Origin of the sequence: Fructilactobacillus fructivorans, from assembly GCF_000814735.1 — a bacterium.
In the GTDB taxonomy this organism is placed as follows: domain Bacteria; phylum Bacillota; class Bacilli; order Lactobacillales; family Lactobacillaceae; genus Fructilactobacillus; species Fructilactobacillus fructivorans.
Window position 1 is genome coordinate 42,573 of the sequence record NZ_JOJZ01000024.1, and the last position, 13,539, is coordinate 56,111.

Sequence of the window (13,539 nt, forward strand, 5' to 3'; positions counted from 1 at the left end):
CACCTATACTTTCAGTTTATCAAAGAAGTCAACGGCATCTTCTTTAACCATTGTAAATGGAAAATCAAAGTGAAGAGCTTCCTGATTAATCGCAATGACATCAGCATTGGGATTTCGATAGTCCAATAGTCCCGCAAACGGATAAACTCGCATCGATGTTCCTACGATCACAATCAGATCACTCTGACTCATCAGTCGCACGCTGTTTTCAACCGTCTGGGTATTGATTCCTTCACCATACAAAACAATGTTTGGTCTCAGGATTCCACCACAATTCTTGTGATACATACTCTTCATGTATTCATGATAATCAACGTGTTTGCCACACTTTTGACAGTAGATGTGGTACAAGTTACCGTGAAATTCATTCAAATTTTTAGCGTCCGCTTTTTCGTACAAATTATCAACGTTTTGAGTGATGATACTAGCACGATTTTGTCGGGTTAATTCAGCCTGCTTTTCGTGAATGACGTTTGGTTTAGCATCTGGATAGTACATATTCTTTTTTACATATTCATAGAATACTTCTGGTTCATTTACCAAGCAGTCATGACTCAAGTAATATTCGGCTGGTTTATTGCTCTTGTCATTCGTATACAAGCCGCCCTTTGAACGATAATCAGGAATGCCAGATGGAGTTGAAATCCCAGCACCCGTTAAAAATACGATGTTCTTAGCATTATTAAACTTTTCTTGAATATTATCTTGATTCATATTGTCACCCTATCTCAATAAATATGGAATCCTTAAATCTTGATACAATTCTTTCACTGTCTTAGAATACAGTTCTTTAAAATAATCTTCACTAGCCTGTTTACCCGCTGGTCCACTTGTCACGAACGAGTTTTGATCATCTGACTTGGTGAAACCAACGTAGGCTCTTTTCCCGGTCTTGGTTTCTTTTAGTTCCGAATGATAAAGGTTAAAGACCTGTTTTACTTGAAGGCCTAGTTGCCGTTTTGAAAAGACGGCTGTCATCATTACAAAATCATTTAGTTGAAGGGGTGGAAGTCCCCACTTCTTCATCTGCTTATCAAAATCACGATATAATTTTACTACATCACGTCGAAGGGCAAACGGAGAGTCAACTGGCTTTTCGGTTAACATGGCGTATAATTCCTTAGCCGCCTTCAAAGAAATCGGAAAGCTCCTTTGAAACACGTCAGCAAACTGATCGAAATGGTCACCGAGAAAAATCATCGCATCTAAAATCGTGACGAGACGCAGTGGCATTTCATCGTCAACCTTCCCTGATTCAGGGGTGATCGTCTGTCTGACACCCTTAACATATTCCTTTTCGATTCTCTCATCAACTAAACCGTGTTTTCGTTGCTCAGAATAAACCACAAAATGACAAACGTCATCGTACAACTCGGTTCCCATGTACATCAACTGTTCATCAAGCTGCTTATCCCCACTAGTAAGGGGAAAGTAAATCTGAGGAAAGCCACGCAGTGTCATCAAGAGATGAAGTAACTCATGAGTGGCAGTGAAATCAGGCTCGGTCAGGTCGTTAATCTGGACGTAAAGTCGATCACCATCTTGAACCACCTGAGCCTGATCATGACGCACGTAACCAGACTTCAAGTTGCCAATAAACTGGACCTCAACGTCGCCCGGGAAAAAGTGACTAACATCGTTAATTAAGCCCTGGGTCGTTTTACTTAGTTGGACATTATTGTTATTTTCGGCCATTTGATCCAAACTTCCCTTCTAAAATTCGTTGCGTATTTTCTAAATTTCTTTGATTTTTTGGTAATTTTTTTAATTCGTTAACCACGGTATCAAGCTGGTAACTGGTGGCCCCCGCAGACATAGCAAGGGACTTCATCTGAAGGTTCATGTGACCACGCTGAATCCCGTCGGTCACAAGTGCCTTTAAGGCTGCCAGATTTTGTGCCAGTCCGACCGCCGCAATCACTTCCATAAACTGAAGTGCTGAATTAACGTTTAAAATCTGATAATTAATTCGACTCATGATAAAGAGGTGGGTCGCTCCGCCAATGATTCCTGATGGAACTGGAATGGTAATTGTTCCAGTGAGACCCTTATCTGTAACTTTCCACTGACTAAGGCCTTGGTACTGACCCTTACGAGTTGCATAAGCGTGTACTGCACTTTCAACGGCTCGCCAGTCATTTCCGGTTGCAAGCAACACGGCATCAATTCCATTCATAATTCCCTTATTATGAGTAGCCGCTCGCTTCGGATACTTTTGGGCAATCATCGATGCCTCTGCAATCTTTTTAGCCACCATTTGGCCGTCTAATTCACCACGTCTCAAAGCGGAAAATGGTACGGTTCCGCTGGCTTGAACCAGGTTCCGATCACCATAGTTTGAAAGAATGCTCATTAAGGAAGACTGATCCACATTAAGTTCAAGATAGGTCGAGAGAGCCTCCAACATCGAATTAATGATGTTGGCCCCCATTGCATCCCCCACATCAACAAATAGTTCAATGGTTAGGTAATGCTCGTCAATCTCAGTCACACTAAGATCACGAACCCCTCCATATTTCTCAACCGTGGGATGAGCCTTTCTAGCAACTTCCATAAGTTTCAATCGGTTTTCTTGAACCCACCGTTCAAACTGAGCTGGGCGATCCACCCTTAAAACCACTTCACCAGTTAAAACGCGACTCTGGGCCTTGGCGTGAATGCCATCACCAGCCCGTAACATGTTAGCACCGTTGCTTGCAGCGGCAATAACTGATGGTTCTTCAATTACCATGGGAATCAGGTGTTCCACTCCATTGATCACAAAATTAGTGGCAATTCCCTCTGGCAATCCGTAGTCGGCCAAATAATTCTCAATAAGGTGACTGCTGGTATCGTCAAAATGATGACGAATCACTTCAAGCTGAGATCCATCTAGGTCAGCAAACTGGGCAACCTGCTTTAACCGTTCATGATATGATTTTTTGTAAAAACCCTTAAAATCGTTCAAAATGACACCTATTTCCTAAAATGAGGATTATTCTCAATGTATTCGTTAATGAGTCCCTCACGAACTCCGCCATTGGAAAAAATAACCCGCTTGGAGTCAATAAAGTTCATCATCACCGTCAGACACAACGAACCACCGATGATCACATCGGCTCGGTCGTTTTCAAGACCATTGATTTTCTGTCGTTCTGCCAAATTACGGTTCAAAAACGTCTCAACCGTGACATTGACCTGCTTTCTGGTTAACTGAAAATTCTGAATGTGGTCAACATGACTAAGATGTTGATAACGCCGGTTGATGCGCGCAATGGCGCGAGCTGCTCCACCGATCAACACGATGGGATAATGAAGGGGCTTTTTAATCCACGGAATCCGACTGTAGACTTCCGCAATGTATGACTCCGCTTCAAATAAATTAGCGGCGGTTATATGATCAATGAGATGAAATTGTTCCGAAATCTTAACGGCTCCGATGGGAACACTCACACAATGAATACACTTTTGATTTCGTACGTGGATGATCTCCACACTGGCTCCACCCACGTCCATCAAAAGATAATCCTTCACCGCTAAACGATCTGAAATTCCGAGGTAATCGTAGTAGGCCTCTTCTTTCCCGGTTAACACGCGCACTTTAATGTGGAGCTGCTTATAGACATTTTTTAAAAAATCTTTTTGGTTTTGAGCTTGCCGCACCGCCGCCGTAGCGATGGCTCGCACCACCACATTCTTATACTTTGAATACTCTGACTTAAAGGATCGAAGCGCTGAAATAGTACGATTCATTGCCGTTATCTGTAAAATATTATTTTGTCCGATTCCCTCAGATAATCTGGTATCGTTCTTCACGCGTTTTATCTCATGGTAACTTCCATCTGGATCAATGCAATAAATTGCCATTCTAACTGAGTTCGAACCGATATCAATGATGACAAAGTTCTCCATTCGATTCTCCTCCTCAAGTATTTATTCGTATTTTATGCTTTGAAAATTTATGCTACTTAAAGTAGTTAATTCCCATCGCATCACGAACTTCTTCAAGAGTGTTTTCTGCAACAATGTTAGCTGCGTCGCTGCCATCCTTTAAGACCTGATAGACATATTGGGGATCTTTTGCCAATTTTTCTCGGCGCTCTCTGATTGGTTTGAGTTCATCTTGTAAAACTTCGTTTAAATACAACTTAATTTTAACATCTCCAAGACCACCATGTTGATATTGCTCTTTCAGTTCGTTAACTTTTTGTTGATCTTTAGCGAAAATATCAAGGTAGGTGAAAACGGTGTTGCCCTCCACTTTACCGGGATCCTGGACGTGAATATGATCTGGATCCGTATACATGGACATTACTTTCTTTTTAATGGTGTCGGCATCATCAGCCAGATAGATCGCATTATTCAACGATTTGCTCATCTTAGCGTTTCCATCTAATCCTGGAATTCGACCCCGCCCCTTTGGTGGGAAAAAGCCTTCTGGCTCAACCAACACATCCTTGTGGTAAGCGTTATTGAAACTTCTCACGATCTCGCGTGTCTGTTCGATCATTGGTTCCTGATCCTCTCCAACTGGCACCACGGTTGCTTTAAAGGCGGTAATGTCAGCCGCTTGACTGACCGGATAGATGAAGAAGCCAGCTGGAACACTTTCACCGAAGTTTTTCTGTTTAATCTCGGTCTTAACGGTCGGATTACGTTTTAAACGTGAAACCGTGACCAGGTTCAAGTAAATCATGGTTAATTCGTTTAAAGCTGGAATCTGAGACTGCACGAAGATGGTTGATTTAGCTGGATCAAGCCCAACTGCCAGGTAATCTAAGGCTACTTGTAACAGACTATTTTGAATCTTCTCTGGATCACGAGCATTATCAGTTAACGCCTGCATATCGGCGATCATAATAAATGGATCATAATTGCCTGAATTTTGGAGCTCAAGTCGACTCATTAATGAACCAACGTAGTGTCCAATGTGAAGCTTGCCGGTCGGACGATCACCGGTCAAAACAATTTCTTTTTCTGCCATTATAATTTCCCCTTCTTTAAGAAAAAACGTCCTATTGAATAATCAATAGGACGCCTGCACGTGGTACCACCTAAATTGCAGAAATTTTCTGCCACTCAAACTATAAGGTAGTTAACCATTAAACCATTTCGTATCGTCTGGCTAATCTCAGTAAAAATAGCCTCTCTGTCATTTGACTCTACTACTTATTAATTCAAATCTATATCAACATTATTTTATGCGATTTAAGGAGGGTTGTCAAAGCACGAAAAAATTGACAGTCCTGGCTTTTCAAATTAGAATTATTCACGAATTAAAGGGAGGAGTATGCACTTGAATAAGGATGAAAGAAACAAAGAGCAAGAGCGTGTTACCTGGGTTTCGCAACAACTAGACGAAAAAATCCAGGACACCCAAACTGAATACCAAAAAGCCAAGGCAGAAACTCAACGAGTTCAAAAGGACTATGGGACCAACACCTCTGCCAACTACTTAGAAGCAGACGATCGGATCGAAACCAGTGCGGACCTTCAACAGCAACGTAGTCTTACCAATAAAGTAGTCGAGGATCAAGCCATCGTTGAAAGCCAATTAGCAACTTATCGCGACCTACGACAGTCACCATACTTTGGACGCATCGACATTCAAGATGAAGGCTTTTCTGACGTGGACCACCTCTACATTGGGAAAGCTTCTTTCATTGACAAAGATGGCGAGTTCTTAATCTATGATTGGCGAGCTCCCATTTCGAGTGTCTACTATAATGGGACCCTTGGCAAAGTTGCTTACGATACTCCCAATGGCAAGCAAAATACCGATCTGCTAAAGAAACGTCAGTTTCAGATTAAGAACGGCAAGATTATCAACATGTTTGATACTAACGAAACGGTCGGCGATGAACTGCTTCAGAGTGCCTTAAGTGATGAAAACAACGAAAAGATGCAGAACATCGTGGCTACCATTCAACACGAACAAAATGACATCATCAGAGATACCAACAGTAACCTATTAGTGGTTCAAGGAGTCGCTGGTTCAGGGAAGACATCGGCTCTCTTGCAGCGCATTGCCTTTCTGCTGTATCACAGTCGGGACTCACTCAATGCCGACCAGATTCTACTGTTCTCGCCCAATCTTTTATTTAGTAACTACATTAAAGATGTGTTGCCAAGCCTAGGGGAACGGAACATGCGTCAGGTTACTCTGGCCGAATTCTTTGCTCACCGCCTGGAGGGCATGAAGGTTCAAACCTTGTTTCAGCGGTATGAAGATAACGATCAAGATCTTGATCCTGCTCTCCGCGAATTTAAAAACAGTCAGAATTACATTGACCAAATTGAGGAGTACGTTAAACAGCTAACTCCTGATCGCATTAAGTTTGATGACATTCACTTTAATGGTGAGGTCTACTTTTCAAAGGATGAGATTCGAGAAGTTTATGCTGCCCTTCCACAGGGAATGACCAGTAGTGAAAAACTGCTTCAAACCAAAAACAAGCTGATTAAGCGCCTCAAGAATCGGATTCACGACGAGACCAAGAAGAAATGGGTCGCAGACATCATCGACACCATGAGTGATGAACAGTATCACAACCTACTCGGCGCAAAGCACCTAAACGACTTTGAGGAACTCGATGACGAACGGGATTATATTGCTACCCAATTAGTTAAAAATCGTTTAAGCACGGTCTACGATGCCATCTATAACGATGAGTTTTTAGATCCCTACGTTCAATACGCTGATTTTCTGGACCACGTTAAGCTACCGAACCAGGTTGATTTAGACCAGTGGAAGCAAAATAAGAATGACTTTTTGAGTCACATTGAATTTCACCAGATTGGTTTAGATGACACCGCTCCGTTACTGTACCTCCGGGATCGTTTCAGCGGTGAAAATAAAAACGTCAACATTAAGTACCTCTTTGTTGATGAGATCCAAGACTATTCCATTGCCCAAATTATGTATCTCAAACTCATCTTTCCACGCGCCAAGTTCAATCTAATTGGCGATAGTGAACAGGCCATTTTTAAGGATGTGGAATCCGCTCAAACATTATTAGATAAATTAAATGATGCGATTCCAAGTAAACGTTCCCGTTTGATTCAACTAAATCGATCGTATCGTTCTACTTACCCAATTACCTCGTTCGCTAAATCATTGCTGCCCGATGGCAATGATATTGAAGCCTTTAATCGTAACGGTGATAAGCCGGAATTGATCGTCAAAGATAGTTCAGAGGAATTGGAACAAACCCTTCTCAGCGTCATTAAGCAACAACTTCAAAAGCACGAAACCGTGGCTGTCATCACCAAGGATGCTGCGTCTGCCAAGCGGGTCTACCAGAAAGTGAACGCCAGGTTCGATGCCACCCTCTTAAAAGATAGTGATCGTGACATGAATTCTCCAGTCGTGGTTCTCCCGGTCTATCTTGCAAAGGGACTCGAGTTTGACTCTGTCGTTGCATGGGATACATCCAAAAGAAACTATCCTGATGAACATTCACTTGGGGTCCTTTACACAATTCTGACACGGGCCATGCACTCGTTGACCCTGCTGTGTAATGGTGAGGTTTCTCCGTTGATTCCTAAGCGGGCCATCAGTAATAATTTAATTAAAATCAGCAAAAATTCAACGGCTGAATAAAAAAATCTCACTACACAGTAGTGAGATTTTTCAATTAATTAACTTAATCAAACGAACCGGAAAGCCATTCCCGGGAGTCGAACCCGGCACCTTTTCCTTACCATGGAAATGCTCTACCTACTGAGCTAGAATGGCATTTTCATTTTACCACACCAAAAATGTTACACTAGGATAGAATTCGACAAAGATTAGAAAAGGAAGATAAAATGAAAAGACACTTTAAGATTGCTCTATTAGTAGCCTGCCTTGCATTATTCATGATTCCATTAGTGGGATGTCATCAATCCACGTCCAATGGCTCGAAGAAAATTCAGGTCGTTAGTTCCGTTAATTTCTACGGTGATGCCGCTCAAAAGGTGGTTGGCAAGTATGGTCATAATACTTCAATCATTAACTCTGACGTTGACCCCCACGATTTTGAACCAACAACTAATAACGCGAAAGAAGTTGCTAGAGCAAACGTGGTCATTGCCAACGGAATTGGATATGATGATTGGATGAAAGAACTGATCCACAACGCTGGTAACGATCATCAACAGGACATTAACGTTGGGGCATTAATGCACAAAAAAGATGGTGATAACGAACACATCTGGTATGATCCTGAAACCATGGATCACCTCGTTGATCGTTTAGTCACCATCTATAGTAAACTTGATCCTGACCACCGTGACTATTTTAAAAAGAATGCTCAGGAATACAAGAATGAGTGGGGAAAGACTCAGCAGTTAATCAAAAAACTCTCCAAAAATTCACACGGTCAATCAGTTGCTACGAGTGAACCAGTCTTTGACTACTCGCTTGATGCCTTTGGGTACAAGCTCAAGGATTACGGCTTTTCTAATGCAATTGAAAAGGGCGTCGATCCCTCTGTCAATGATATTGCCGAGCTTCAAAGCGATATGCGCAATCATAAGATCGCCTTCTTCGTTAACAACACTCAGTCTGACAGTCCTGTGGTTACTCAGATGGTTAAATATGCTAAAAAGTACAACGTCCCAATCCTAAATGTCTCTGAAACTGCACCAAGAGGCCAAAATTATATGCAGTGGATGACGAATCAGTATCGAGAACTAGAAAAAATTCAAAATCAACAATAAAAAAACGATGCTCAAATTTTTGAGCATCGTTTTTGTTTTATTTAACTCTTAAAGCTTGATCCATGGCTTTTTGTTCCATTTGTTTTTGAACTTTAGCCTGCATCTGAGCCTTAAAGTCACTCATTGCTTTCTTCTGTAACTTAGCTTGATCAGCCTGTGACATCTTTGGATTTTCTGCCATGGCTTGTTGCATTTTAGCAGTCACAAACTGTTTTCCAGAAGCAGCTGTCTGTTGCTGAGCCTGTGGATTTTGTTGTGACTTCTTCATCTGAGCCGCCTGCTGTTTCATAGCTTGCCCAAATGCTTTCGCCTGTTCAGGTGTGAAGACCATGTATCCAGACTTTACATGGAAAGTATTGGTTCGTTTAATGAAGGATTCCTTTTGTGCAAACATAAAGAAGAACTTATAAAACGAATTCTTATAAACCCAGTCTTGCTTCTTAGTGACTAGTTGATTAGAAGTGCCACCCTGTTTAATTTCATTAGTAGTGTCAACCGCTGGGGTTACGGTTGGTTTCTTTTGTTGCTTGTTCTTCTTATAAATAATGACTTTATTATTTGTCTGACCAATCTTTTTGTATAACAACATGTTAGCTTGGTCATTAACCGAGGTAAATGAAGTCGTTTGCGTGGTAGTTTTCTTCTCCATCCCCAAGTGATTGTGATAGTTACCGATCATTAGTCCAATACTAATGATAATCAGTAACCCAAATGAGATGCCGATGATATTGGACCACTTTTTATTAGTAATCAAATTCCAACTTAAGAAGAAGCCAACTAAAAAGATAATAAATAAAATAAATATCATTAGTCATTGCCTCCTTCATCATTCTTGTCAGCAGGAACCACGTATTTACCTTTCTTTAAAAGGAAGGTGCTCAAAAAGGCAATGGCAGAAATTACAAAAGCAATTCCAAAGGCTGCCATATATCCCTTCAAAGTAGCGTTAATTGCACCGGATTGGTAAGCCAACGGATTAATCTTAAGCAAATGCTTGGCTGGCATATGATTGCTGGTAACGTTGGATAAGATTGAAATCATGACCGCCGTAGCGATTGAACCAGAAACCTGTCGAACCGTGTTATTAGCGGCAGTTCCATCACCCATCCGTTTAATTGGTAAGGCGTTCATTCCAGACGTCGTCACTGGCATCATTGACATTGAAACCCCAAACATTCTTGTAGCGTAAAGAATCGTTACGTACAATGTTGGCGTATCTTTAGTTAGAAAGATGAATGGGAAAGTTCCAACCGTCAAAAGGAACAAACCACCCATGGCAAGTCTTCTGGCACCAAACCGGTCAAAGAGTTGTCCTGTAACTGGACTCATTAATCCAGTTAAAATCGCTCCGGGCAACAGGGTTAGACCAGAATGGAAGGCACTCATTCCCCTTACAATCTGAAGATAAAGTGGCAAAACCATTTCAACTCCGACCATGGCCATGAAGACAACGGAACTGATTAAGGTTCCTAGTCGAAATTCACGGGCCTTAAAGACATCGAGATTAAGGAAGGGATGCTTCATAACTAGTTGACGCCAACCAAATAGAATAATGAAGATGACACCAATAATCAGCGACCAGATTACAACTGGACTACCCCAACCGTCGTTTCCGACTGATGAGAATCCATAGAGCAAACTACCAAAACCAATGGTAGAAAGGACTAATGAAAAGTAGTCTAGTTTACTCTTCTTGGTTGGTAGGACTGGCTTAACGAAGAAGAGACCCAAAACGATTACTACTGCCACAATTGGTGCAATAATTCCGAATAAAGACCGCCAAGATGAAATGTCGATGACCCATCCAGATAACGTAGGGCCAATGGCAGGTGCTAAACCAACAACAATGCCGGCTAGTCCTAAGGCGAATCCACGTTTTTCAGTTGGGAAGATCGAAAGCATGATGGTCTGAAGCAGTGGCATGGCAATTCCCACTCCGACCGCTTGGACCAAACGTGCAATAAACAGAACGCTAAACGTAGGTGCGACCCACGCCGTGACCGTTCCGATTTCAAAAATGATCATTGCCGATAAATATAACCATTTAGTGTTAAAACGTCCACTCAACCAGGCACTAACTGGAATCAAAATTCCGTTAACCATCATGAATCCAGTCGTTAACCACTGAACGGTTGAGGTATTAACATTAAACGCATGCATCAACGTTGGAAAAGCCGTTGATAAAATGGTCTGATTCAGAACCGTACAGAAGGTTCCAACTAAAAGAATAATGACAAACATCGTCCGATTATACTTTTTTCCATTTGCATCAACAGCTGGAAAATTATGCATTATAAATGTACCCCTTTCAAAACTTAATTAGTTTAACTCGCGTAAATTGCGATACTGATAACTATACAACTATCTAATGTATGTGTCAACTTAATTGACACATACATTATTTTACATATAATGAATAGTGTATCATTTAACGGATGCATCGAGTTTGACAAAATAAAGAAAGTAGGTGCGCATTTGGAAAATGAGAATGATCATGACGTAGCCGATCTTAATGGTCGGCTTGGCAAAATCATCGAAAAGAACAACATTTCGGTTGGAATTGGTGATATTTCAAAGTGTTCTGGCATTCCACAGAGTAAGATTCGCTATTGGGAACAACGGGGTTACATCTCATCGCTTCCCGTCCAGAAAAATCAAAATAAACGGTATAGTATTCATACTCTTATTACCGTGCTACTAATTAAATCATATCTAGAATCAGGTTTTACCTTAGTAACCGCAGTTAAAAAAGCCGAACGCCATGAGAAAATCAGTCAAGTTTTTAAGAAACTCATTCTTGACCGAGTTAAATACGTTAAAACTCGAGATGGTAATTATTGCATCAATATGGGAGCACTATCAGATGACCCAAGTAAATCAGTGGTGATCCAAATTATCGATGGTGACACTAAAATTAAATTAATGGACACAAAAAAAACACTTCCTAACTAACGGGAAGTGTTTTTACTTACTAATTAACGTTAAATTATTTGTCTTCGCCTAACTTAACCTTGTCTAAAACATTTAAATCTGAGTCAATGTCGTAAACAATTGGTTGACCAGTAGCAATTTCAACGTTCATGATGTCTTCATCAGAAATTCCTTCGATGTACTTCGTTAAAGCACGAAGAGAATTACCGTGAGCAGCAACAATAACGTTCTTATTGTCTAAAAGTTTTGGAGCAATGTGGTCTTGCCAGAATGGAATAACCCGTTCCAAAGTAACCTTGAGGTTTTCACCACCAGGAATTGCTTTAGGATCCAAGTCAGCATAACGACGGTCTTTAGCAGCTGAGCCCGCATCGTTTGCGTCCAAAAGTGGAGGCAAAACATCGTATGAACGACGCCAGATGTGAACTTGTTCTTTACCAAACTTTTCAGCGGCTTCGGCCTTGTTTTGACCTTGAAGTGCACCATAATGACGTTCGTTTAAACGCCAAGATTTTGTAACTGGGATCCATAATTGGTCACTTTCGTCCAATACGTAATCCAAAGTCTTAATTGCACGCTTTAAAACTGAAGTGTAAGCCTGATCAAACTGAATTCCTGCTTCGGCAATCAACTTACCAGCATTCTTAGCTTGCTTAACTCCCTCTTCACTTAAGTCAACGTCAACCCAACCAGTGAATTGATTTGATAAGTTCCATTCGCTTTGACCGTGTCTAACAAATACTAATTTAGCCATTGTAATACCCCTCTTTTGTTTTAATCCAAGTTTATTTTACATCATTTGAAGCATTTTTTCATTAACTTACTGATCCATCCCGGCTTTTTGTTCTTACCAACATCATCAACGTTCTGAACTCCCAGAACATCCAACAGGAAGGTAAAGATAGGAACCGAAACAATTAGACCCCATGTTCCAAAGATGTGCTCACCAACCAGTAAGACCACAAAGGTGAAGAAAATCGGTAATTCAGTCTTAGCCGACATAAACTTAGGATTTAGGACATAGGCTTCAAGTAGGTGAACCAACATGATGATGATGAAAATATAGATTACGTATCTAAAGCCACCGACCGTGTAACCAACCAGCGTCAGCGGAATTAGCGAAATGATCACTCCAGCAACAGGAATCAAACTAAGAAAGAAGATCATGACCGCCAGAATCAAAAGTTGTGGAATCTGCATAATCCACAGGCAGATCGTCGTAATGGTGGTATTACAGATCGCGATAAAGAACTGCGCTTCAATTACCACCCCGAACGTCTTCACGAACGTTTTAGCGAAATACAAAATGTCTGAGAAGAACCAACCAAAGGTGCTGGTTAGAAATTTTTTCGAAAACCGTTTGACCTGCTTCAGTTCGAGGGTAAAGAAGAAACTTAGAAGAAGCGACATGAACATGGCAATTCCAGTTGTTCCAATACTAGTAATGTAACTAAAGATCAAGTTCATACTGCTCTTAATCTGATTAGGAACGTTAAAATTCTTTAATAACCAGAGCACTGAAGCCCTCACCTGTGGATTCTTGATCGAATGGGGGCTTTCATAGAACGTGATCAGGGTCTTGGTCGTTTCCACCCCCTGCTCGGCAACTTTAGGTAGGTAAAGGACACTCACTAGGATAATAGCACCAATGATCAACAAGTAGATTACAATCACCAAAATAGGAATTGGAATCTTAATTCGAGCGCGAATCCAGAGCACCAGCTTAGTGATTAGTAAGGTAAAAATAAAGGTCAAAAGAATGGTCGTCATCATTGAACGACATAGGTACAGTACCAAGATAATCAGCAATAAGACCGTTGCTCGTCTTAGTTTCGTGTTATTTAAAAATTTCTGCCACCAGTTTGTAATATTATCCATTTTTAATTTAATTGATCCTCTTTTCCAAAGTTATGATTTTACCTCAAG

General features: G+C 41.1%; 12 protein-coding genes and 1 tRNA gene. 3 read left to right on the forward strand and 10 right to left on the reverse strand.

All coding sequences use genetic code 11. The features are described 5' to 3' along the window. Positions 1-3: 3 nt before the first annotated feature. The 5 genes from LfDm3_RS05950 to trpS are packed head-to-tail and all read right to left on the reverse strand — an operon-like array spanning position 4 to position 4,963. A complete protein-coding gene (locus LfDm3_RS05950; protein WP_039144993.1) occupies positions 4-714 on the reverse strand; it encodes an NAD-dependent protein deacylase in 711 nt (236 codons plus the stop codon). Positions 715-723: 9 nt separating this feature from the next. Beyond that, complete coding sequence (locus LfDm3_RS05955; protein WP_039145195.1) at positions 724-1,695, reverse strand: hypothetical protein; 972 nt, start codon at positions 1,693-1,695, stop codon at positions 724-726. Next, entirely contained in the window at positions 1,682-2,947 is a 1,266-nt protein-coding gene (locus LfDm3_RS05960; protein WP_039144995.1) for a hydroxymethylglutaryl-CoA reductase, degradative, read from the reverse strand. The genes LfDm3_RS05955 and LfDm3_RS05960 overlap by 14 nt, the downstream gene beginning before the upstream one ends. Before the next feature lie 8 nt (positions 2,948-2,955). After that, positions 2,956-3,891 carry a Ppx/GppA phosphatase family protein gene (locus LfDm3_RS05965; RefSeq protein WP_039144997.1) on the reverse strand — a complete coding sequence of 312 codons (936 nt, stop codon included), beginning with the start codon at positions 3,889-3,891 and terminating at the stop codon, positions 2,956-2,958. Between the two features lie 52 nt (positions 3,892-3,943). Beyond that, positions 3,944-4,963 (reverse strand): tryptophan--tRNA ligase, encoded by a 1,020-nt coding sequence (gene trpS, locus LfDm3_RS05970; protein ID WP_039144999.1) that lies wholly within the window; start codon positions 4,961-4,963, stop codon positions 3,944-3,946. 306 nt (positions 4,964-5,269) lie between these two features. On the opposite strand from trpS, the gene helD reads away from it, so the two are divergent. Next, a complete protein-coding gene (gene helD, locus LfDm3_RS05975; RefSeq protein ID WP_039145000.1) occupies positions 5,270-7,582 on the forward strand; it encodes an RNA polymerase recycling motor HelD in 2,313 nt (770 codons plus the stop codon). A 62-nt stretch (positions 7,583-7,644) separates the two neighbouring features. Here the strand turns inward: helD and LfDm3_RS05980 are convergent. Continuing rightward, a tRNA-Thr gene (locus tag LfDm3_RS05980) sits at positions 7,645-7,717 on the reverse strand. 71 nt (positions 7,718-7,788) lie between these two features. Between LfDm3_RS05980 and LfDm3_RS05985 the strand changes: the two genes are divergently transcribed. Continuing rightward, positions 7,789-8,682, forward strand: coding sequence for a metal ABC transporter solute-binding protein, Zn/Mn family (locus LfDm3_RS05985; RefSeq protein WP_039145002.1), 894 nt, complete (start codon positions 7,789-7,791; stop codon positions 8,680-8,682). 37 nt (positions 8,683-8,719) lie between these two features. Here LfDm3_RS05985 and LfDm3_RS05990 read toward each other — a convergent pair whose 3' ends face one another. Together LfDm3_RS05990 and LfDm3_RS05995 are read right to left on the reverse strand one after the other, a co-directional pair. Continuing rightward, the gene (locus tag LfDm3_RS05990) at positions 8,720-9,490 is read right to left on the reverse strand and encodes a DUF4811 domain-containing protein (protein WP_039145004.1); all 771 of its coding nucleotides are present in this window, start codon (positions 9,488-9,490) and stop codon (positions 8,720-8,722) included. Further along, positions 9,490-10,974 carry an MDR family MFS transporter gene (locus LfDm3_RS05995; protein ID WP_039145006.1) on the reverse strand — a complete coding sequence of 495 codons (1,485 nt, stop codon included), beginning with the start codon at positions 10,972-10,974 and terminating at the stop codon, positions 9,490-9,492. Before LfDm3_RS05995 ends, LfDm3_RS05990 begins: the two co-directional genes overlap by 1 nt. A gap of 183 nt (positions 10,975-11,157) precedes the next feature. Between LfDm3_RS05995 and LfDm3_RS06000 the strand changes: the two genes are divergently transcribed. Beyond that, the gene (locus tag LfDm3_RS06000) at positions 11,158-11,634 is read left to right on the forward strand and encodes a MerR family transcriptional regulator (RefSeq protein ID WP_039145007.1); all 477 of its coding nucleotides are present in this window, start codon (positions 11,158-11,160) and stop codon (positions 11,632-11,634) included. Between the two features lie 34 nt (positions 11,635-11,668). Here LfDm3_RS06000 and LfDm3_RS06005 read toward each other — a convergent pair whose 3' ends face one another. Continuing rightward, positions 11,669-12,367 carry a 2,3-diphosphoglycerate-dependent phosphoglycerate mutase gene (locus LfDm3_RS06005; protein WP_039145009.1) on the reverse strand — a complete coding sequence of 233 codons (699 nt, stop codon included), beginning with the start codon at positions 12,365-12,367 and terminating at the stop codon, positions 11,669-11,671. Positions 12,368-12,408: 41 nt separating this feature from the next. Continuing rightward, a complete protein-coding gene (locus LfDm3_RS06010) occupies positions 12,409-13,491 on the reverse strand; it encodes an AI-2E family transporter (RefSeq protein WP_039145011.1) in 1,083 nt (360 codons plus the stop codon). Positions 13,492-13,539: the final 48 nt, after the last annotated feature.

Coding starts and splice junctions, on each gene's coding strand:
- LfDm3_RS05950 (WP_039144993.1), bottom strand. CDS start 714: ATGAATCAAGATAATATTCAAGAAAAGTTTAATAATGCTAAGAACATC.
- LfDm3_RS05955 (WP_039145195.1), bottom strand. CDS start 1,695: ATGGCCGAAAATAACAATAATGTCCAACTAAGTAAAACGACCCAGGGC.
- LfDm3_RS05965 (WP_039144997.1), bottom strand. CDS start 3,891: ATGGAGAACTTTGTCATCATTGATATCGGTTCGAACTCAGTTAGAATG.
- trpS (WP_039144999.1), bottom strand. CDS start 4,963: ATGGCAGAAAAAGAAATTGTTTTGACCGGTGATCGTCCGACCGGCAAG.
- helD (WP_039145000.1), top strand. CDS start 5,270: ATGCACTTGAATAAGGATGAAAGAAACAAAGAGCAAGAGCGTGTTACC.
- LfDm3_RS05985 (WP_039145002.1), top strand. CDS start 7,789: ATGAAAAGACACTTTAAGATTGCTCTATTAGTAGCCTGCCTTGCATTA.
- LfDm3_RS05990 (WP_039145004.1), bottom strand. CDS start 9,490: ATGATATTTATTTTATTTATTATCTTTTTAGTTGGCTTCTTCTTAAGT.
- LfDm3_RS05995 (WP_039145006.1), bottom strand. CDS start 10,974: ATGCATAATTTTCCAGCTGTTGATGCAAATGGAAAAAAGTATAATCGG.
- LfDm3_RS06005 (WP_039145009.1), bottom strand. CDS start 12,367: ATGGCTAAATTAGTATTTGTTAGACACGGTCAAAGCGAATGGAACTTA.
- LfDm3_RS06010 (WP_039145011.1), bottom strand. CDS start 13,491: ATGGATAATATTACAAACTGGTGGCAGAAATTTTTAAATAACACGAAA.